At 53.2% G+C, this 21,290-nt stretch carries 16 protein-coding genes; 9 read left to right on the top strand and 7 right to left on the bottom strand.

The annotated features are described in order from the left end of the window. Positions 1 to 3: 3 nt before the first annotated feature. Entirely contained in the window at positions 4 to 2,445 is a 2,442-nt protein-coding gene (thrA, locus tag ABDW36_RS19625; RefSeq protein WP_343703619.1) for a bifunctional aspartate kinase/homoserine dehydrogenase I, read from the bottom strand. A gap of 361 nt (positions 2,446 to 2,806) precedes the next feature. After that, positions 2,807 to 3,547 carry a hypothetical protein gene (locus tag ABDW36_RS19630; protein WP_343703620.1) on the bottom strand — a complete coding sequence of 247 codons (741 nt, stop codon included), beginning with the start codon at positions 3,545 to 3,547 and terminating at the stop codon, positions 2,807 to 2,809. 390 nt (positions 3,548 to 3,937) lie between these two features. Between ABDW36_RS19630 and ABDW36_RS19635 the strand changes: the two genes are divergently transcribed. The 6 genes from ABDW36_RS19635 (at position 3,938) to ABDW36_RS19660 (ending at position 9,236) form a co-directional block, all read left to right on the top strand. Further along, on the top strand, positions 3,938 to 5,095 hold the full coding sequence (locus ABDW36_RS19635) for a homogentisate 1,2-dioxygenase (RefSeq protein ID WP_343703621.1): 1,158 nt from the start codon (positions 3,938 to 3,940) through the stop codon (positions 5,093 to 5,095). Between the two features lie 25 nt (positions 5,096 to 5,120). Beyond that, complete coding sequence (locus ABDW36_RS19640; protein ID WP_343703622.1) at positions 5,121 to 6,113, top strand: aldo/keto reductase; 993 nt, start codon at positions 5,121 to 5,123, stop codon at positions 6,111 to 6,113. Positions 6,114 to 6,158: 45 nt separating this feature from the next. Beyond that, positions 6,159 to 7,289, top strand: a complete 1,131-nt coding sequence (gene hppD, locus ABDW36_RS19645) for a 4-hydroxyphenylpyruvate dioxygenase (protein ID WP_343703623.1) — start codon at positions 6,159 to 6,161, stop codon at positions 7,287 to 7,289. A gap of 461 nt (positions 7,290 to 7,750) precedes the next feature. After that, on the top strand, positions 7,751 to 8,083 hold the full coding sequence (locus ABDW36_RS19650) for a hypothetical protein (RefSeq protein ID WP_343703624.1): 333 nt from the start codon (positions 7,751 to 7,753) through the stop codon (positions 8,081 to 8,083). Positions 8,084 to 8,167: 84 nt separating this feature from the next. Beyond that, entirely contained in the window at positions 8,168 to 8,434 is a 267-nt protein-coding gene (locus ABDW36_RS19655) for a zf-TFIIB domain-containing protein (protein ID WP_343703625.1), read from the top strand. A 31-nt stretch (positions 8,435 to 8,465) separates the two neighbouring features. Then, on the top strand, positions 8,466 to 9,236 hold the full coding sequence (locus ABDW36_RS19660; protein WP_343703626.1) for a TerC family protein: 771 nt from the start codon (positions 8,466 to 8,468) through the stop codon (positions 9,234 to 9,236). Positions 9,237 to 9,309: 73 nt separating this feature from the next. On the opposite strand, the gene ABDW36_RS19665 is transcribed toward ABDW36_RS19660, so the two are convergent. The 5 genes from ABDW36_RS19665 to ABDW36_RS19685 all read right to left on the bottom strand — a co-directional run bounded on the left by ABDW36_RS19665 (position 9,310) and on the right by ABDW36_RS19685 (position 17,556). Further along, on the bottom strand, positions 9,310 to 10,176 hold the full coding sequence (locus ABDW36_RS19665) for a glycoside hydrolase family 16 protein (RefSeq protein ID WP_343703627.1): 867 nt from the start codon (positions 10,174 to 10,176) through the stop codon (positions 9,310 to 9,312). 39 nt (positions 10,177 to 10,215) lie between these two features. Further along, on the bottom strand, positions 10,216 to 12,054 hold the full coding sequence (locus ABDW36_RS19670; protein WP_343703628.1) for a RagB/SusD family nutrient uptake outer membrane protein: 1,839 nt from the start codon (positions 12,052 to 12,054) through the stop codon (positions 10,216 to 10,218). 12 nt (positions 12,055 to 12,066) lie between these two features. After that, positions 12,067 to 15,342 carry a TonB-dependent receptor gene (locus ABDW36_RS19675; RefSeq protein WP_343703629.1) on the bottom strand — a complete coding sequence of 1,092 codons (3,276 nt, stop codon included), beginning with the start codon at positions 15,340 to 15,342 and terminating at the stop codon, positions 12,067 to 12,069. Positions 15,343 to 15,691: 349 nt separating this feature from the next. Continuing rightward, complete coding sequence (locus tag ABDW36_RS19680) at positions 15,692 to 16,840, bottom strand: FecR domain-containing protein (protein WP_343703630.1); 1,149 nt, start codon at positions 16,838 to 16,840, stop codon at positions 15,692 to 15,694. Between the two features lie 143 nt (positions 16,841 to 16,983). Further along, positions 16,984 to 17,556 carry an RNA polymerase sigma-70 factor gene (locus tag ABDW36_RS19685; RefSeq protein ID WP_343703631.1) on the bottom strand — a complete coding sequence of 191 codons (573 nt, stop codon included), beginning with the start codon at positions 17,554 to 17,556 and terminating at the stop codon, positions 16,984 to 16,986. 439 nt (positions 17,557 to 17,995) lie between these two features. Between ABDW36_RS19685 and ABDW36_RS19690 the strand changes: the two genes are divergently transcribed. From ABDW36_RS19690 to ABDW36_RS19700, 3 genes are all read left to right on the top strand, one after another. After that, a complete protein-coding gene (locus ABDW36_RS19690; protein WP_343703632.1) occupies positions 17,996 to 18,802 on the top strand; it encodes a L,D-transpeptidase family protein in 807 nt (268 codons plus the stop codon). A gap of 177 nt (positions 18,803 to 18,979) precedes the next feature. Further along, positions 18,980 to 19,549: a gluconate 2-dehydrogenase subunit 3 family protein gene (locus ABDW36_RS19695; protein ID WP_343703633.1), complete on the top strand. Its 570-nt coding sequence runs from the start codon at positions 18,980 to 18,982 to the stop codon at positions 19,547 to 19,549. Positions 19,550 to 19,578: 29 nt separating this feature from the next. Then, the gene (locus ABDW36_RS19700; protein WP_343703634.1) at positions 19,579 to 21,273 is read left to right on the top strand and encodes a GMC family oxidoreductase; all 1,695 of its coding nucleotides are present in this window, start codon (positions 19,579 to 19,581) and stop codon (positions 21,271 to 21,273) included. Positions 21,274 to 21,290: the final 17 nt, after the last annotated feature.

Here is a 21,290-nt window from a genome sequence, read left to right on the forward strand (position 1 = left end):
TTTTTATCGAACGGTTCTGATAATATCAGCAAATATGCCGGAGGCGGTTACGTCTGCCCCTGCGCCCGCGCCTTTTACGATCAGCGGCTGGGCGGAGTAGCGGTGGGTGGTGAAAAGCACAATGTTGTCTTTCCCTTCCAGCTGGTAGAAGGGGTGCTGCGGGCCTACGGACTGCAGCCCAACGGAGGCCTCGCCGTTGTGGTACCGCGCTACGAACTTCAGGCGCTCTCCCTTGTCTGAGGCGTCTTTCAGCAGTTTCCCGAAATGCGCGGCATGCACGTCCAGCTGCTCATAAAAGGCGGGTACATCTTTGGCGTTCAGGGCTTCGGCGGGCAGGAAGGAATGGTTCACGATGTCTTCCATTTCCAGCTCGGCCCCGCTTTCCCTGGCCAGTATGAGTATTTTGCGCATCACGTCCTTGCCGCTGAGGTCTATGCGCGGGTCTGGTTCCGTATAACCTTCATCTTGCGCGGCTTTCACCACTTCACGGAAGCTGGCGCCGTTCACGAAGTTGTTGAATACGAAGTTGAGGCTGCCGCTCAGTACGGCTTCTATGGTCTGCACCTTGTCTCCGCTGCGCACCAGGTCATTCAGCGTATTGATCACGGGCAGGCCGGCGCCCACGTTGGTTTCAAAGAGGAAAGAGGCGTTGAACTTGCGGGCCAGGTCTTTCAGCTTTTTATAATTGGCATATTCTGACGAGCAGGCTATTTTATTGCAGGTCACCACGGAAATGCCGTGCTGCAGAAAGGTGCTGTACACGCCTGCAACGGTTTCACTGGCGGTGTTGTCTACAAACACGCTGTTGCGGAGGTTCATGTTCTGCACGCGCTGCATGAACTGCTCCAGGTCCATCTCATGGCCGGCTTCCAGCTCTTCCTTCCAGTTATTGAGCTGTATGCCGCTTTCGGAAAAACGCATCTTGCGGCTGTTGGCCAGCGCTATTACGCGCACCTGCAGGCCCAGCTCTTTTTGCAGGTAAGACTGCTGCAGCTGCAGCTGTTCCAGCAGCTTGCCGCCCACGTTGCCCGTGCCGGCCACAAATACGTTCACCTGCCGGGTTTCCGATTCAAAGAAGGCTTCATGTATCACGTTGAGCGCCTTGCGCACGTCGTTCTTGCTGATCACGGCGGAGATGTTCTTTTCAGTAGAGCCCTGGGCTATGGCGCGCACGTTGATGGCGTTGCGGCCCAGCGCGCCGAAGAGCTTGCCGCTCATGCCGTGATGGTTCTTCATATTGTCTCCCACTACGGCCACAATGGCCAGGTCTTTTTCCACGATGAGGGGTTCTATGCGTTTGTCGTGTATCTCCTGCACAAACTCGCTGTCTATGCCCACCTTGGCTTTGAGCATATCGTCTTCATGCACGCCCACGGTGATGGAGTGCTCTGACGAGCTTTGGGTGATGAGTATCACGTTCACCTTTTCCCGCAGCAGGGCGTCAAAGAGCCGTTTGGAAAAGCCGGGGATGCCTACCATGCCGCTGCCCTCCAGGGTGAGCAGCGCTATTTTCTGGATGCCGGAGATGCCGGTAACGGGGAAGGTTTTTTCGCCGTTGTCCTGTATCAGCGTGCCGTAATCATCTGCGGCAAAGGTGTTCTTGATCCAGATGGGGATGCGGCGGTTCATCACCGGCTGTATGGTGGGCGGGTAAATGACCTTGGCGCCGAAATGGGAAAGCTCCATGGCCTCCTCATAAGAGATCTGCGGGATGGGAATGGCCTGCGGCACCAGGCGCGGGTCTGCCGTCATCATGCCGCTTACGTCCGTCCATATTTCCAGTACGCTGGCGTCCATGGCCGCGGCTACAATGGCGGCGGTATAGTCGGAGCCGCCGCGGCCCAGGGTGGTGGTTTCCTTGTCTGCAGTGGCGGCTATGAAGCCGGGCAGCACTACAATATGCGCGTTCTGATGCTGGAAGAAGCCGGTGATCTGGTGGTCTGTCACCTCAAAGTCTACCAGGGCATGGCCAAACTGTGCGTCTGTGGCAATCAGCTCCCGGCTGTCTTTCCAGGCGGCGGAGAGGCCCATCTGTTTCAGCTTTTCCGCTACCATCCAGGAGGAAAGCAGCTCCCCAAAGCTCATAATTTTGTCCAGCGAGCGTTTGCTGAGCTCGCCCACCTGGAAAATGCCGTCACACAGGGATTCCAGCTGGTTGAGCTGTTTTTTCACCTGGCTGAGCAGGCTGCTCTGCATGGTAATGGGGAACAGGCCGCGGATGGTATCCAGGTGCCTGTCCTCAATTTCCTGTAAGAGGCTTTTGTATTGCTCCTGCTGCAGGCCGGCCAGCTGCCCGCACTGTATCAGTTTGTCCGTAGTGCCGCTCATGGCGGAAACTACCAATACCAGCGTGCTTTTACGTTTATATTGCGCTACGATGTTACAAACCTGCTCTATAGCCTGGGTACTGCCAACGGAAGTACCCCCGAATTTTAAAACTTGCATGAAAAGAGAATATTGAATCAGAAATGAGGCAACCCTTGCCTGAGTGTACCAGTTGCCTGGCCGGTGGACGATATGAGAAAATTAACCCCGCGATGGGGTTGTAATGGTTGTGGTGGTAATAATAGTGCTGAACGCTCCTGTGGAGAGGGAAGCATTACGGATAATATGTGAATTGTGTATACGCACTATTGATTTTATGACTTTTGCGTTACAAAGGTGTAACATTTAAAGTGAAAATACAATGGGGCCGGAAAAAATTAGAAAATATTAAAAAGATGAGGATGCTTGCCACCACTACGCCTACGCATATATTACGGCGTCCGGGCTAGTCAGGACGCGATGTATTATGACAATTTTGTGACTAATCTTGGATCGGAAGGATGTCTGCTGTATGAGTAGCGGCTTCAAAATCTACGGGGTCTTCAGCACTGCTGAATGCACCATGTACCAGGAAGGCCGATAATAACATATAGCTCATGTAAATACCGGCCTGCAGCAAATAACTTAGAAAAAAAGCTATCCACTCGTTGCTGGCCAAAAACATCAGTGGTTTCAATATTAAGCTTTCCAGCTGAAAATAAACGGCAGATATGAGCGTGCTGCCCGCAAAACCGGTAATGAGCAAACTTGCTAATACCGGACGCCAGGTGCCGGCAAAACGCAGGTTTGCGGTCTTAATGTACAGGATTGCAGCAAACAGATAGGGCAGAACTACTCCTGCCAGGTCTACCAGGTCATAAAACCAGGGGAGATACGTACTGCTGCTGACGCGTCTGAATACGCTTGCATTAATATCCTGCCGGTAGCGTGTGAAGTAGCCATGTACTGCAATAAAATGTATCAGGCAGATTATAGCTGTTGCCAGCAGCCAAAAATACCAGCTTCTGGGCGGGATGGCTTTGACAAAAGTTCCGAAGTTGGTGAATGCCCCGTTGTGCTCCCCGATCCGTTGGCGGAAATAGGCTGCCAGCAAGCCGCTGCCGATGATCATGGCCTGGAAGCCAGTTTTAAAAGCATATCCGCCCCATTGCATAATTAGCATCTTCTCATTACTGAGATCTGCCCATGCAGGTTTCAACACGGTGGCCAATGTAATGAGCATGGCAAATGAAAGCAGGGTGCCCGCCAATATGAATATACGTCCGGACAGCATTCCGGGCTGCGCCCAGGAAGAGTAGTGAAGCCGGCATAATTCAAGGCTGCCAGCCACCGTGCGGCATAATTGTTTCCACATAGACAACAGGTATAGGTATCTGCCTAATGTACAAAAAATCTTTTCTCCTATTCCAAAAAATAACCATACTTTTAACCTGGGTTTACAACATGCATTCCTCACTGACATATAAGAACCAGCGCAGCTATTGCTTCCTCATGGCCACCCTCGCCATGGATTCGTCGTTATAACCCGTCCTCCGTTTCCCGTTTATAACAATCTTGTTACCGGTTTGCTGCATCTATTTCCGCAGTCAATTGTTGTATTCAAAAAGCCATTATGCCACATTACCATACTTTGGGGCAGGTCCCGCACAAGCGGCATACACAGTTCCGCCAGCCAGACGGCCGCCTGTATTCAGAGCAGCTGTTTTCCACGGAGGGGTTTTCTTCCCACTATTCCCTGCTGTACCACTGCCACCCGCCTACAGAAATCGTGAAAGTAGGGGAGCCTTACGCCGTAACGCCGGAGGTAGCGGAAGAAAAGATGCTGAAGCACCGCAGTTTCCAGGGATTTAATATGCAACCCCAGGCAGATTACCTGCAAAGCCGCAAACCCGTACTGGTGAACAGTGACTGCCATATTTCCCTGGCCGCGCCGCAGCAGGGCAACAAAGACTATTTCTACAAGAACGCTGACGCAGACGAGCTGCTGTTCATTCATGAAGGCAGCGGCGTACTGCGCACGCAATACGGCCGCATTGAGTTCGGGTATGGGGATTACCTGGTGATACCCCGCGGCACCATTTACCAGCTGGAGTTTTCCAATGCGCAAAACCGCCTTTTTATTGTGGAATCTTTCAGTCCGCTCCGTTTCCCGAAGCGCTACCTCAGCCAGTACGGCCAGTTGCTGGAAAACTCGCCTTTCTGCGAGCGTGACATCCGCCAGCCGCAAAACCTGGAAACAATCGATCAGGCGGGAGATTTCACCATCCTCATCAAAAAGAAAGGCGTGATGTATCCCATCCACTACGGGCATCACCCGTTTGATGTGGTGGGCTGGGACGGCTGCGAGTATCCTTTTGCGCTGTCCATTCACGACTTTGAGCCCATCACGGGCCGGGTACACCAGCCGCCGCCGGTACACCAGACCTTTGAGGGCCACAACTTCGTGGTATGCTCCTTCTGTCCCCGCCTCTTTGACTATCACCCGCTGGCCGTGCCCGCGCCGTATAACCATAGCAATATAGACAGTGATGAAGTATTGTATTATGTGGATGGGGATTTTATGAGCCGCAAGCATGTAACCCGCGGCATGATCACCCTGCACCCCGCCGGCATTCCGCACGGGCCGCACCCCGGCGCCGTGGAAAAGAGCCTGGGGGCAAAGGAAACAAAGGAGCTGGCCGTAATGGTAGATACCTTCCACCCCCTGCAGATCACACGGCAGGCGCTGGATATCGAAGACAAACAATATGTAATGAGCTGGGCGGAATAACTACTTTTGGAAAAAAATTATAAGCATGGAATACAGAAAATTAGGAGAAAGCGATCTGGAATTATCGGCCATCACCTTCGGCGCATGGGCCATTGGCGGCTGGATGTGGGGCGGCACTGAACGGAAAGAGGCCACGGAGGCCATCCGCGCGTCTATAGACATGGGCGTTAGTTCAATAGATACGGCCCCTATTTACGGCCAGGGCACCAGCGAAGAAATTGTGGGCGAAGCCCTGAAAGGCATAGCGCGTGACAAGGTGCAGATCCTCACCAAATTCGGCCTCACCTGGGAAGGCACCAAAGGTAAATTCAACGTTAAAAGCAAGAACAACAACAACGAAGACATTGAAATTTACAAATACGCCGGCAAGGAAAGCGTCATCAAAGAGTGTGAAGACAGCCTGCGCCGCATGCGTACGGACTACATTGACCTCTATCAGATCCATTGGGCAGATGAAACAACGCCCATAGAAGAGACCTTTGAGGCCGTACTGCGCCTGCAGGAGCAGGGCAAGATACGCGCCGCGGGCGTCTGCAACTATAACGTAGAACAGATGAAAAGGGCAGACAGCGTGGTGAAGCTGGCTTCCAACCAGGTGCCTTTCAGCATGGTGGAGAGAACTATTGAGAAGGAAGTAACGCCCTGGTGCATCGAGCACAACAAGGGCATACTGGCTTACAGCCCGCTGCAGCGCGGCATTCTTACGGGCAAGATCAAGCCGGGCCATATCTTCAGCGAAGGAGACCACCGCCCCACCACCAAATTCTACCAGCCAGACAACATTGCCCGCATCAACGCCTTCCTGGCGCTCATCAAGCCGCTGGCAGAGAAAAAGAACGTTACCCTGGCGCAGCTGGTGATCCGCTGGACCATTGAACGCCCAGGTATTACCGTGGCCCTGGTAGGCGCGCGCAACGCAGACCAGGCCGTACAGAACGCCAAAGCCATCAATGTCAAATTATTGCCGGAAGAGATAGACTTTATCAACAAACATTTATACGCCTTACAATTAGTATAGGCCAGCATTTTTTTCAAAAACCATCATTACCAAAACAATCTTTTTATGAAGAGTGCAGTCGTAATTCCGAAGCCTGCGCAAACTGAGCAGGATTTTCTGCCGCTTAACGGTACCGACTACGTGGAATTTTACGTAGGCAATGCCAAACAGGCGGCGCATTTCTACAAAACGGCCTTCGGTTTCCAGTCGCAGGCCTATGCCGGCCCTGAAACCGGGGTGAAAGACCGTGCTTCTTACGTACTGGTGCAGAACAAGCTGCGTTTTGTGCTCACCAGCGCCCTGCATCCGGACAATGACATTGCCCGCCATGTAGATGCGCACGGAGACGGCGTGAAGGTGCTGGCCATCTGGGTAGACGATGCCCGCCTGGCCTTTGAGGAAACGGTGAAAAGGGGCGCCCGGCCTTACCTGGAGCCGGTTACCGAAAAGGATGAGTTCGGCGAAGTGGTGCGCAGCGGTATTCATACCTATGGAGATACGGTACACATCTTCGTGGAAAGGAAAAACTACAAAGGCCCCTTCCTGCCCGGCTACCGGGAGTGGAAGAGCTGTTACAACCCTCCGGAAACCGGCCTGCAGTACGTAGACCATTGTGTGGGCAACGTAGGCTGGAACGAAATGAATACCTGGGTAGATTTCTACGCCAGCACCATGGGTTTCCACAACCTGGTGTCTTTTGATGACAAGGACATTTCCACAGAATACTCCGCCCTCATGAGCAAGGTGATGAGCAACGGCAACGGCCGCATCAAATTCCCCATCAACGAGCCGGCGGAAGGGAAGAAAAAATCCCAGATAGAAGAATACCTGGAGTACTACGGCTCTCCGGGCGTGCAGCACGTGGCCATTGCCACCCATGATATTGTACATACCGTGAGCGAGCTGCAGCAAAGGGGCATCGAGTTCCTGTCTGTGCCGGACTCTTATTACCAGACCCTCCTGGAGCGGGTAGGGAAGATCGACGAAGACATCCAACCCCTGCAGGAGCTGGGCATCCTGGTAGACCGGGACGATGAGGGTTACCTGCTGCAGATCTTCACCAAGCCGCTGCAAGACAGGCCTACCGTGTTTTTCGAGATCATCCAGCGCAAGGGCGCCAAATCTTTTGGGAAGGGCAATTTCAAGGCCCTGTTCGAGTCCATTGAAAGAGAGCAGGCCCTGCGCGGCAACTTATAAAAACCAACCACTGATCGTTACCATAAAATCAAACCTTTAAACGCTGCCGCCCGGGTTTTCCCGGGCGGTTTTTTGTGGCCTCTTCCCGGATATATGTGGATGCCTTACGGCGCTTTTTATGCAAAGTTGTAACATTGCCGCCGTCAGATTTTAGCTTTAACGGAGAATAATTTAGCCTAACTGCAGATTCCCGGCGCGGTACCCTGAAAAAACGGTCCCGAACGAAGGATGAACGAATCTCCCCCCGGAGGCGAACGAACAACCAGCCAAAATTTGATTGTTCGTTGTAGGTTCGTCGTAGCTTCGTTGTAGGTTCGTTCGATACGGCCCAAAGTGGCCACTGTGGCGGGGCGTTCTGCTGAAATGCCCTGCAGTAGCGGAGAGCGGAAACAAAAAACACCTCCTTTTACCGCTTTTCCGAAAAATTAGTACATTCGGCGGGAAATTTTCCCGGCAAACTGTTGAACGACTTTAAAGACATATCTTTCCGCAAGCGGCTCCGTATTCTCTTTCTCCTGGTATTGAGCCTGTTTTCTACGGCTTCTCCCATTTTGCCGGATAGCATCAAGCCAGGGAACCGCTCCCTGCTGGAATCTCTTGTATACGAAAATGACAGCCACGAGGTAGGTAAAACCGGGTATGAGGTAACGGCCGTGCGCAAGGCAAAGGCCATTGCCCGCAAGCTGTGCGCCGAAACGGCCGGCGGGGAAACAGTTGTTCCCGGCCGGACGCTGTACGCCCCGTGGCTGCGCCCGGAGAGTTACAGGTTTTTATACCGGCTGCACCCGTTCTGACCCGCTTTCATTCCATAGTACTTTTTTCCCTGGGGGGTGAAAAGGCCATTAACAGTATTTGTTTAGACTAAAAGAATGAAAGACATGAAATGCCCGAACTGCAATGAAACGCTCCTGATGACGCACAGGAACAACATAGAGATAGACTATTGCCCCAACTGCCGGGGTATCTGGCTGGACAAGGGGGAACTGGACAAGCTGCTGGAACAGGAGGCCCGGCAGGGTGACGGTGACCGTGGTTATGACCGCGACCGTGATCGTGACCGTAAATATGACCAGCCCCGGTACGATGAACGCCATTACCCCCGGAAAAAGAAAGGTTTCCTGGGTGACTTCTTTGACTTCGATTAACTTCAGAACATAAAACACTAAAAACAAACCGATGGAATTTGTCATTCCTGATTTCGCAGATCCCTCCGTATGGATAAGCCTGCTCACGCTATGCTTTCTTGAAATAGTGCTGGGCATAGACAATATCATTTTTATTTCCATAGTGGCCGGCAAGCTGCCTCAAAACCAGCAACGCAAGGCCCGAAACATCGGTCTCAGCCTGGCCATGATATTCAGGGTAGCCCTGCTGCTTTGCATCAACTGGATCATTGGGCTGAAAGACCCGGTGGTGAACTTTAAATGGCTGAACGGAACGGTGATCCCCCTCAGCTGGAAAGACATCATACTGCTGGCGGGGGGCGTGTTCCTCATCGTCAAAAGCACCTTGGAAATACACCACAAGCTGCAGGAAGGCGGGGAAGAGCAGCAAAAAACGGCCCGTGCCGCGCATAGCCTGGGCGCCGTGCTCTTCCAGATAGTGCTGGTAGACGCTGTTTTCTCCTTTGACTCCATTCTCACAGCGGTAGGGCTGGTAGATGACGTGGTGGTGATGATCATTGCCGTTATTGTATCTATTGCGGTAATGATGCTGTTTGCCGGCCCGGTTACGCGCATCATCAACAAACAGCCCACCCTGCAAATGCTGGCGCTCACCTTCCTGGTGGTAATTGGCGTTGTGCTGATTGCAAGCGGCTTTCACCAGGAGATCAGCAAGAGCATCATTTACTCCTGCCTGGGCTTCTCGCTGATAGTGGAATTGCTGAACATACGGCTGAGAGGGAGGAAAGCAAAGAATATCACGTTGAATAATCAGGAAATGTAAGTTTCCCGGACTACTGAAAATAAAAACCGCCCGGTTGCTCCGGGCGGTTTTTTTATGACATGAAAGATGGGCTTTATGCTCCTGGCTGCTGGTATACCCGCACGTAATCTACCAGCATCCGCGCAGGGATGTGGGCGTCCGGAATTTCTTCCCCGTTCTGGCCCAGGGCAAGGTTGAGCAGCAGGTAGAAATTTTCGCGGAAGGGGTTGTTCCCCTCTTTGTGGTTGACTGTGTTGGCGAGATCTGTAGTATTGAGCACCTGCCCGTCTACAGATATGACCATTTTGTTTTGGTCCCACTCCAGCACCCATTCATGGAAATCTGCTGCCCAGCGCTCGCCGCCCCATTGGGCCACGGGCCACTTGCGCTCGCTCCAGGCGGCGCCCTTATTGCCTTCCCAGGCCAGGTTGGCCAGCAGGTTGCCGCGGTAAAACTCCATGATGTCTACCTCGCCGCATGCCGGCCAGTATACCGGGCCGCGGTTGCTGCCCAGCATCCAGAAGGCGGGCCACATGCCCTGCCGTACGTCTATTTTGGCGCGCATCACCACTTTGCCGTAGCGGAACTCGTATTTCCCTTTGGTAATGAGGCAGGCGGAGGTGTACTCCGCATATTCGCGGTTGAGGCGCCAGTCTTTGCTGGCCGCATCATACTGCGGGTTCCTGTACTTTTCTTTCCGTGCTTCAATAACCAGCATCCCGTCTTTACACCAGGCATTTTCAGGCCGGTACCACTGGGGCTCCCGGTTGCGGATGAAACCGCGCTCGTAGTCCCATTTAGCCGGGTCTGGCGTACCGTTGTTGTTGAACTCGTCACTCCATACCAGTGCATAGGCGGTGGAGTCTGCCGCAGCGCCGGAAGCGGCGGGGGGATACGCCGGCCGCATACCGGCAAACAGGGCCAGCCCGGCGGCGGCTGCTATAAAAAGACGTATAGGCATGATGGTATGCGTTGTAGTGCCTTACAAATTAGTAAAAAATCAATAACCCGGGTTTTGCACCAGCAGGCGGCTGTTCTGCACGTCTGTGAGCGGAATGGGGTAGAGGTACATGGCCCTTGTCCATCCGCGGTTCTCTATTACCGTGCGTTTATAGAAACCTTCCAGCGTAGGCGCGTTCATGTCCATACCGTAGTAAGGGCCGCCCTGTGCGCCTTTGCCTGAGGGGTTTTCGGCAATCATCCAGCGGCGTACATCAAAGTAGCGCTGCCCTTCGCCCGCCAGTTCCACCCGCATTTCGGCGCGGATAGCATCCCGCTGGGCGTTCTGGTTGCCTGCTATCTGCGGTTTGATCACCTTCAGGCCGGGAATACCGGCGCGGCTGCGCACCCTGTCTACATACTCAAGTATGCGCGGGTCTCCGGGCTGCACTTCGTTCAGCGCTTCAGCATACAACAGGTAAAACTCCGCCAGGCGGTGAATGATGCCGGGGCGGTACTCGCTCTTGGGATTGCTGCCCAGGTTGTACACCCGCTTGCTGAGCTTCTTGTAGAAAATGTAGCCGGTGCGGGCATGGTCTTGCGCGCTGTTGTCACTGTTGCCGCCTTTGTTGAAGAAGATCTGCTCATTGCCCACGTGCCACCTGCGGCCATTGTAGAAGATGGCCTGGTAAAAACGGGGCTCACGGTTTACCCACATCCTGAACGTACCGGTGGTGGTACGGCCTGTTGGGTCTTCTCCGGCAACGGAAAAACCGGTTTCACTGTATTTGGGGCTCTCTTCAATGGAAAGGCCGTCGTTCATAAAAAATGCGTCTACCAGTTCCTGTGTGGCAGCAATGTAACCGGTGGCCGCGCTGCCGCCGCGGGCGCCGCGAGGTACGGACCAGCCGTCTACGCCGCCATTGGGCACGGTGCCCCAGTTCACATCGGAGCGGGCAAAGATCACCTCTTTGTTGAACTTCATATGCAGCTCATACAACGTCTTGTCAGGGTCATATACGCCGTTGGTGTTTTCCCGGTGCAGCTCGTAATGGCCGGCCTCCGCGTAGTCGATGAACTCCTGCAGCGCTGCCAGCGCTTTAGGCCATTTGGTGGCATCTGCGGCCGGGAACAGTTTTTTACCGTCTTTATTGGCCAGTTGCAGCGCTTCTGCATAGCCGCCGTTGAAGAGCGGGCTGGCGGCATATACCAGCAGCCTTGCACGTATGGCCAGGGCAGTGCCTTTGGTGGGCACGGCCAGGAACTGCTGGTTGCTATAGTCAGGGTTCTTCAGCTCTTTGGCCACTTCTGTCAGCTCGTCATATACAAACTGCACCACTTCGTCTACGGAGTTGCGCGCAAAGTCGAGATTGCGGCTTTCCGGGTCTGCAGATTCTTTCATGATGGTGACGGGGCCGTACAATTCAAACAGCAGGTAATGATAGTAGGCGCGCAGGAAGCGGGCCTGCACCTTCAGCTCCTGCAGCTCTTCGGCGCTGATGAAGTCTGCCTCTCCGCTGCGCGGTATTTCTACGGCGTTTTCAAGAAACACGTTGGCCTGGCGGATCAACTGGTAAAGAGACCAGCGGCTCCAGGTGTTGTGGCTCACCGTGTAGGGGGCCAGGTTATATTCGGTTACCTGCCGCAGCTTCACCTCGTCACACATGCGCAACCAGGGGTTGTGCAGGCCGTTGATGTCGTTGCGGCTGTAATTGGCCATGTTGGGAATGCCGCTGAAAATGTTCCGCTGCCATCTTCTTACATCGGCAGGGGTGGAGAATATTTTTTCAAGGTCCCTGTCTTCAGCCAGCTCTTTTGAAACATCGAGATAGCTCTTGTTGCAGGCCAGGGTGCAGCACGCTGCTATGGTGATAATAAAAATGCTGAATTTTCTGATCATGATCGTTTGATTTTAGAATGTTACCTCCAGGCCCACTGTCCAGGTGCTGGGCAGGGGATATTTGGTACCGCCGGCGCTGTTGCCCAGTTCGGGATCGTACACTTTTACTTTGTCCCACAAGGCCACGTTGTTGCCCATAACGTACAGGCGGCCGGTTTTCATTTTGGCGTATGACAGTAACCTGCTGTTGAAATTATAGCCCGCTTCCACGGTTTTCAGGCGCAGGAAAGACGCGTCGCGTACCCACCAGGTGCTGGCCGTATTGGTGTTGGCCATTTCAGTAACGCGCAGCCGCGGGAAAAATACGTTCTGGGAAGGGTTGGCTTCCGTCCACCGGCTTTCCACTACTTCCATGCGCACATTACTTTCATCTATTCCCCAGTGAAAGGGCATAAAGGCATTGGCCTGGTTGTTAATGTTCAGGGATACGTTGCCCGTGCCCTGGAAGAACAGGTTGAGATAAGCGCCTTTCCATTCTGCGTTTACGCCAAAGCCATATACCAGCTCCGGCACGGTGGGGTGGGCGGCGTCTTGTACCCGGTCAAAGTCGTCTACCACGCCGTCTCCGTTCAGATCAACGTATTTGATATCACCCGGCATTACATTGGCCACATAATTGGTTTTGGCAATACCGTCTTTCAGGGTATACGTTTTATTGCCGGCGGGGTCTGTACCTATTACAAAGTCCGCATCGCTGAACAGGCCGTTGGCAATCAGCACGCCGTTAATGCCGTTCAGCCGTTTGCCGGTAACGTTCATCCAGGGGTGCATTTGGGGTACCTCATCGTACTCTATGATCTTGTTACGGGCAAAAGTGACGTTGCTGCGGGCGGAGAGCATAACCTCACCTACTTTGTACTTGAGGTTGAGGCTGCCGTCTATGCCTTTATTGGTTACTTCTCCGTAGTTCTGGTAAGGAGACTGGCGGAAACCGGCAATACCGGGAATGGTGCGCCTTTGCAGCAATATATTGCTGCGGCGGTTGTCAAAATAGTCTGCCTGCAGATCTACCATACCGTTCCAGAGCGAAATGTCTATCCCGTAATTGCGTTTCAGTTCTATTTCCCAGGAAATGGACGGAGAGCGGAAGCGCCCTTCAATAAGGCCGTTGCCGCTAACGCCGTTAATGGCGCCCGTGCTGCCAATGCCCCAGCTATACCCGTCTCCGCCGGCAAAGGTGGGGCGGTACATGAACCGCACGGGGTTGCCGCTGGCATCATTCACATTGTCATTCCCTGTTCTGCCAATGGAGGCCCTGAGCTTGAAGCTGCTGATGGCCTTGTGCAGGGATTCGGGGAAATAAGGCTCATTGGCCACGTTCCAGGACACGCCAACAGCGGGGAAGAAACCAAAGCGGTAGCCTTCCGCAAAGTTCTCGCTGCCGGTGAGGCCGAAGTTGGCTTCCACAGAGTAGCGGTTATCATACGTATACACCGCGCGGCCAATATAGGCCTGCTTGCGGTAGGCCAGCGCGTCATTATGCAGCTGCCGCTCCTTCTGGTAGAACAGCGCCATACCGTTGACCGTATGTTTTTTGAAGGTCTGGTCATAGTTGATGGCAGACTCCATGTAGATGTTCTTATTGCCTGTGTTAGACTCGAGCGGGTCTGCAAACGGGGTTTCGTTACTTACCTGCCTGAATATCAGCTTGCCGTCTGCATCACGGCCGGTGGCAAAAAAGGTGGCCGGCGTTTTCAGCCGCGTCATGTTATACTGGGAATTGGCGTCATAGCTGATGGCGCCCCTTATTTTAAGGCCCGGCGTAATGAAATCAAGCTTCTGCTCAATGTCTACCCTTGACTGGATGGCGGAGCGCCATTCTTTCTGGTAGCCGGATTCCACCAACTGGTTGTATGGGTTCACCTTGTTGGAGTTTTGAGTGGGGTGGCCGGCCAGCGTACCGTCTGAATAAATAGCCGGGATGAGGTGGGGCGGTATGCGGGAGAACCGCTCAAACAGGTTGGTAGCGCCAAAGCCGGGGTAGTTGGTCTGGAGGTACTGCCCGCTGAGGTCTATCCTGATGAGCGTGGTGGAGGTCACGTCCAGGTCTACGTTGGTGCGCAGGTTGTAACGCTTGAGGCCTGCGTTGTTGTTATAGTTGTCATTCACCTTGTACAGCCCGCTCTCACCAAAATAGGCGCCGGATACAAAGAAGCGCATGCGGTCTCCGCCGCCCCGGAAGTTCAGCGTGTGGCGGGTGTTGGATGTGTGATCACGCATGAGCAGGTCCCACCAGTTGCTGCTGGGATAGAGGTCAGGGTCTTCTCCGGACTTGTATTTGGCCAGTACCTCATCTGTAAAGGCAGGCGTTTTGCCTTCGTTTTTCAGCGCTTCGTTGTAGAGGGATAAATAGTCGAATGAATTGGCGAAGCGCGGGCGGCGGGTGGGGCGTAGCTGGCTGTATTCCCCGCGGTAGCTGATACGTGTTTTCTGGGCCTTGCCGCGTTTGGAGGTGATGAGCACAACGCCGTTGGCGCCTTCCGCACCGTAAATGGCGGTAGCGGCCGCGTCTTTCAGCAGGGTAAAGGTTTCGATCTCATCCGGCTCAATATCGTTCATGGCGCGGGGCACCCCGTCTACCAGCACCAGCGGGCTGGTGCCTGCGGCAAAGGAACTTACGCCGCGTATCCAGAACTCCGCATTGTCATACCCCGGCTCTCCGGAGCGCTGTACGGCAATGAGCCCGGGTACCTGGCCGGCCAGGTTGTTGCTGAGGCTGCGGGTGGGCATGCGCAACTGCTCGCCTTTGATGGTGGCAACGGAGCTTACCAGGCTCTCTTTTTTCTGTTTGCCGAACCCCACCACTACTACTTCACCCAGGCCCTTGGCGTCTGTCTGCAGTGTAATGTCGATCACCTGGCGGTTGCCGACGGTTACCTCCTGGGAGATGTAGCCGATGAAGTTGAACTGGAGCACGGCGTTTTCCGGTACGTCCAGTATGTAGCGGCCGTTGGCGTCAGTAACAGTGCCTAGTTGGGGCCTGCTGCCTTTCACTACTACGGTTACTCCCTGCAGGGTCTGCAGGGAATCACGTACGGTACCGCGCACCTCAATGTTCCTGCGCAGCATGCTTTTGGCGCTGGCGGCAGATGCTATAACAGTGATATTTTTCCCTTTGATGCGGTAACCCAGCGCACGCTCTTCAAAAATGGCCTGCAGCAGGCCTTCCAGCGGCTTGCCGGCAACACTGAGCGTTACGGGTGCGGCGTTGGTCAGCACGTCTTCCCGGTATAGAAAATGATAACCGGTTTGCTGCTTGATGCGCGAGAGCACCTCTTTTAAAGGCATGTTTTTTACGGAAAGCGTTACCTGTTGAGCCTTTCCGGAGGCAAGCGCCCCAAGTGAAAAAGCAAGTACCAGAACAAGCGTAATTCTCATAGCTCTGAAAATTAGAGCACCGGCAAAGCAGGGGCGCCGGTGAGCATACCGGCATGCTTTGCCCGCAGAAAAGAAATTCATAGTTTTACAATGTTAGGATTGATAATAATGCACAAATCAGCTTAACGTGGCAGTAATGCCTCCAGCCGGGAGTGGTGGAACACTTCCGGCTTTTTTGTCAGAAATAATAAAGAGTAGCCCGTTTGTTCATACGCGTATTTTAGATTTGGTGAAATAATATAGTCTGTCTCTGATGTCTCTAGTCTTTTGGCAGGGGACCGCTGCTAACGGTCAGTTTCTTCCCGTCTATATGGAAATGAAGCGTGCTGATGGTCTTAAGCTGTTCCAGCACTTCCCCCAGTTTGGCATCGCGGCTGATGCTGCCGCCGTATTTAACTGATCTTGAAATATTGCCGTGGTAGGCCACTGTTATCCCGTACCAGCGGGAAAGCTGTTCCATTACGCCGGTAATGGTGGTCTCGTTGAAATAGAAGTACCCGTTTTTCCAGGCGGTTACCGCTTCCACATCTGCCGCGTGTACGGTTAAAGAGCCGGGTACGGCTACGGCCTGCTGCCCGGGTTTGAGAACGATGTTCTTACCCTGTGCCGCCACGGCAACTTTGCCGGAGAGCAGGGTAGTGGCGGTATGCTGTTCACTATAGGCGGCAATGTTGAAGCTGGTGCCCATTACATGTATCTCGTTATTGTTCACTGTTACTGTAAATGGCCTGCCGGCATCCTGTGCTACTTCAAAATATCCTTCTCCTTTCAGCTCCACACGCCGCTCATTGCCGGAAAACCTTACCGGAAAGGTCAGTTCCGAAGCGGCGTTCAGCCAAACGCCCGTGCCGTCTGGCAGCCGCAGGTGAAAAGTGCCGGCGGCGGGTACACGCAAGGTGTTGTAAAGAATGGCGCTTTCCTGCTGTACAAGCGCTCCGGCAGAGTATTGCAGGGCGCCATGGTTGCTGCGCAGGCGGGTACCGTCTTCTTCCTGCAGTTCTACACTGTCTTTCCGCAGCATAACCTTTTCTCCGTTGGAAAGCGTCAGCTCAGCCTGTGTAGTGCCGGGCAAAACATCGTTCTTGTACCCGTATACCAGGTCTGCCACAATGCGGTCATCAGCTTTGGGCACGGTTAGCCAATACAGGGCGCCAATGGCCAGCAATGCTGCCGCGGCAGCGTAACCCAGCCGCCTGCGCCAGGTGTGGCGGCGGGAGCGCTTTTGTTTATGAAGCACTTTTTTCCAGGCGGCCTTTTTGTCCAGCTGACGCAGGTAAGCCAGCCGCTGTTGAAAAGCCGGCGTGTCTTTGAAGGTGTTCAGCACTTTTTCCCGCGTAGCCGCGTCCAGCAAGGTATGCAGCTGTTCCATTTCCTGTGCGGAAATGTCATCCTGTAAAAACTTCGCCATCAGGCAGGCCGATTCATAAGGTAATTCCCCCCAGTTGTGGTCAGTGCCGGTCATATAATCCTACAACACGCATGTGGAGAGAAAGAATGGAACGGGAAATGGAAATTTTTTTGGATAATGCTTAACCTATTGATTTTAAGCAATTAGCAGGAAGCGTCTATGATGATGGCCAGTACCATGCCGGCAATGTTCGGGTCAAGCCGGTCACGCAGTAATGAAATAGCCCGTTGTTTCTGGCTCTTGACAGTATGAATGGAAATGTCCAGTTGCTGCGCTATCTCCGTATTGCTGAGGCCTTCCAGGTAGCCTTTGCGGATCACCAGCGCGCAGCCTTCTGGAAGGCTGTCAATAGCCTCCATCATGGAGGCCATTACTTCGGAAGAAATGATGGATTCAAGTATTTCCGGTGCTTCGGCCTCGCTTTCCTGCTGCCGGCTGCTGTCTATATGCCGGTTCACCACCTTCAGGTGCCGCAGCTTGTTAAAACAGGCATTGCGCACCGCCACGTAAAGATAGCTGCGCGCGGCAAATTCCGGTTCCGGCAACGGGTCCTTTCGCTCGCAGATGGTCACAAATACGTCCTGCACCACATCTTCCGCCAGGGCGCCGTCTTCCAGGTATTTCATGGCAAAGTCGCACAGGCGGGGGTAATAATGGGAAAAAAGCTTTTCTACAGCAGTAAGGTCCTGGTTGTTGTGTACAAATAAGTTCACCATTCCACTAGTTTTTCCGTACAGCATGCAGCCACGGATGAAGAGCAGCGTGCTGTTACATGCCTGCAGCACCGCCGGCAACGGTAATGATACCGCATAAAATTCAGCAATAAATATATGGTTTATGCAAACGATAGCATAAAATCTTTTTGAACAGCCGTTCAAATACTCATTTTTCTCCTGCCTTTACCCACTAAATTGTTAAATTTGACGTTAATATCTATGGATTTAAAAGAATTATTCGGTTATTTATTCATCCTTGCAGGGCTTTTTCAACTGCTCACTGCATACCTGATATTCGCCGGCCAGAAACATTACATTTTGCGCCTGGCCAACAGGAAGGTTGGATCAATAATATATGTTATTTTTGCATTTGTACTGTTCTACCTGGCTTATTATTTCCTGGGATGATTGGTACGATTTTTTGGAAAGTTAAAATATTATGAAGCGTTTACTCATTGGCATTTTATCCCTCATGGCCGCTATGAACGTACAGGCACAGCAATCGTTCCTCGATAACCAGAAAATGTTTCCGAGGGTAGGGGTTGCGTTCCGTGAAAAGGAGGAAAGCATCAAGCAGGAGTTTGCGAAAAAAGGCATTGCCTACCCGGCAAAGCAGATCTACATCCGCTCTTTCAAGCTGGATAGCGAGCTGGAAATATGGGTGCGCAACAATGTGACGGATACTTTCCAGCTGCTGAAAACCTACCGCGTTTGTTCCCTCTCCGGTAAAATGGGGCCTAAACGCAAGGAAGGTGACCGCCAGGTGCCCGAAGGGTTTTATTACATCAATGATTTTAATCCTAACAGCAGTTTCCACCTGTCTCTGGGTATCAACTATCCCAATTATTCAGACAAGATATTGAGCGACCCCAGGAAACCCGGGGGAGACATCTATATACATGGCAGCTGCCTCACCATTGGCTGCATTCCCTTAACTGACGATTTTATTGAAGAAGTATACCTGCTGGCCGTACACGCCAAGAACAACGGACAGGACTTCATCCCTGTTCACGTGTTCCCGGTGCGTTTCGGCAACTCCAGGTCTATGGACTACCTGGGCAGCGTGTCCCTCTCAGACAATGAGTCCCAGAAATTCTGGCTGAACCTGAAAGCCGCGTACGACTACTTTGAAAAACACCGTAAGCTGCCCGTGATCATGGTGAACAGCCAGGGCAAATACGTGTATACCACGCCCCAGCAGAACGGGCCACACCTTGCTCAGGGCAAAACGGCATCCGGCAACTAGCGGATCAAAACACATAAAAATACCGGCAAAGAGGCGCATAAACATGCGCCTCTTTGCGTTTTAGGGGGTACTTCGTGTTAATTTCACACATTAATTTGCCCGGCAGGCCCAAATTATTTTGGATTCTCGATTTTTTTTCGAAACTTACCAGGCAAGGTCAAATCAATTTACCAAATTATGAATAGAAGAGATGCTATCCGGAACGTAGCTATCCTTATGGGGACGGCACTTTCCGCTTCCACGTTAGCGGCATTGGAGGGTTGCAGCTCCGGGCCCAAAAACTATACCCTGCAAACGCCGGAAACCAGGGCGCTGCTGGCAGAAATAGCCGAAACCATCATCCCGGAAACCTCCACGCCCGGCGCAAAGGCAGCCAAGGTAGACGAGTTCATGCTGGTGATGGTAGGTGACTGCTATGACGAAAAGGCCCAGAAGGTTTTCACAGACGGGCTGAACAAGATCGATGAGGAGAGCAAAAAACGCTTCTCCAAAGGTTTTGTAGACATTGCGCCGGAGCAGCGTACCGAACTGCTCACCGCAATAGATAAGGAACGTATCGAATACAACAAGCGGAAAGACAAAAAAGAAGGCGATCCTGCGCATTACTTCCAGTACATGAAGGAACTGACGCTGCTGGGCTACTTCACCTCGGAGCCCGGCGCCACCAAAGCGCTCCGCTATATTAAAGTGCCCGGCAAGTACGAAGGCTGTGTGCCCTACAAGAAAGGAGACAAGGCATGGGCGTAATTTTCCAACTTCTTTAAACAAACAGAGTAATGAACCTGAACATAAAAGCGCAGGACCAGAATACGTATGATGCCATCGTAATCGGTTCCGGTGTGAGCGGCGGCTGGGCTGCCAAAGAGCTCACAGAAAAAGGCCTGAAAGTATTGATGCTTGACCGTGGTAAAGACCTGAAACATGGCCAGTACGAAACGGCCAACAAAGATCCCTGGGAGTTTCCCCACCGTGGCCGCATCACTGAAGAGCAGAAGAAAACGCACGAAAAGCTGAGCCGGGACTACCCTTACAGCGAGCACAACGAAAAATACTGGATCAACGACAGCGAAAGCCCTTATAAAGAAGACAAACGCTTTGACTGGTACCGCCCCGATATTGTTGGCGGCAAATCCATCATGTGGGGCCGCCAGAGCTACCGCCTCAGCGATCTTGATTTTGAGGCCAATGCTAAGGAGGGCATAGCTGTAGACTGGCCTATCCGTTACAAAGACATTGCGCCCTGGTACGATTATGTGGAGAAATTTGCGGGCATCAGCGGCCAGAAAGAAGGGTTGCCCCAGTTGCCGGACGGGCAGTTCATGCCCGCCATGGAAATGAACTGCGTGGAAAAAGACGTCAAGAAAAGGATTGAAGCGGCTTTCAAAGGCCGTATCATGACCATCGGCCGCGTAGCCAACATTACGCAGCCGCTGCCGGGCCGCACCAACTGCCAGTACCGCAACCTGTGCAGCCGCGGTTGCCCCTTCGGCGCTTATTTCAGCACGCAATCCTCCACATTGCCCGCGGCCATGGCCACCGGCAATCTCACCCTCCGTCCTGATTCCATCGTAAACTCCGTGATCTATGACGAAAAGCAGGGCAAAGCCACCGGCGTTCGTGTAATAGACAAGGTAAGCAAGCAGATGACGGAATATTACGCCAAGATCATCTTCATCAACGGCTCTACGCTGGGCTCTACCTTCGTGATGCTCAACTCCACCTCCAGCCGCTTCCCCAACGGGCTCGGCAACGACAGCGGAGTGCTGGGCAAATACCTGATGGACCACCACTTCCGTAACGGCGCTTCCGGCACGGCAGAAGGTTATGAAGACAAATACTTCTTCGGCCGCCGCGCCAATGGTATCTACATTCCCCGCTACCGCAACATCGGTTCAGACAAGCGTGATTACCTGCGCGGCTTCGGCTACCAGGGCAGCGCCAGCCGTTCCGGTTGGAGCAGGGGGATTGCAGAAATGGGTGTGGGTAAAGACTTCAAGGAAATGCTCACCGAGCCCGGCCAATGGTCTATGGGCATCGGCGGTTTCGGAGAATGCCTGCCCTATGAAGATAACTACGTAACGCTCGATACGTCGGTGAAAGACGCATGGGGCCAGCCCATCCTGCGCTTCAACGCAGAGTTCAAGGAGAACGAAATGAAGATGAGGAAAGACATGATGAACGATGCCGCTGAAATGCTGGAAGCCGCCGGTCTCAAGAACGTGAAAACGTACGACAGGGGCTCATGGCCCGGCATGGCCATTCACGAAATGGGCACCGCCCGCATGGGCCGCGATCCGAAAACGTCTGTGCTCAACGGCTGGAACCAGATGCACGCCGTGAAGAACGTGTTCGTTACAGATGGTGCGGCCATGACTTCCGCTTCCTGCGTGAACCCTTCTCTCACTTACATGGCGCTGACCGCCCGTGCGGCAGATTATGCCGTGAAAGAACTGAAGAAAGGCAACATCTGATAATAACGGCTTTACAT

Origin of the sequence: Chitinophaga sp. (assembly GCF_039596455.1) — a bacterium.
Classification (GTDB): domain Bacteria; phylum Bacteroidota; class Bacteroidia; order Chitinophagales; family Chitinophagaceae; genus Chitinophaga.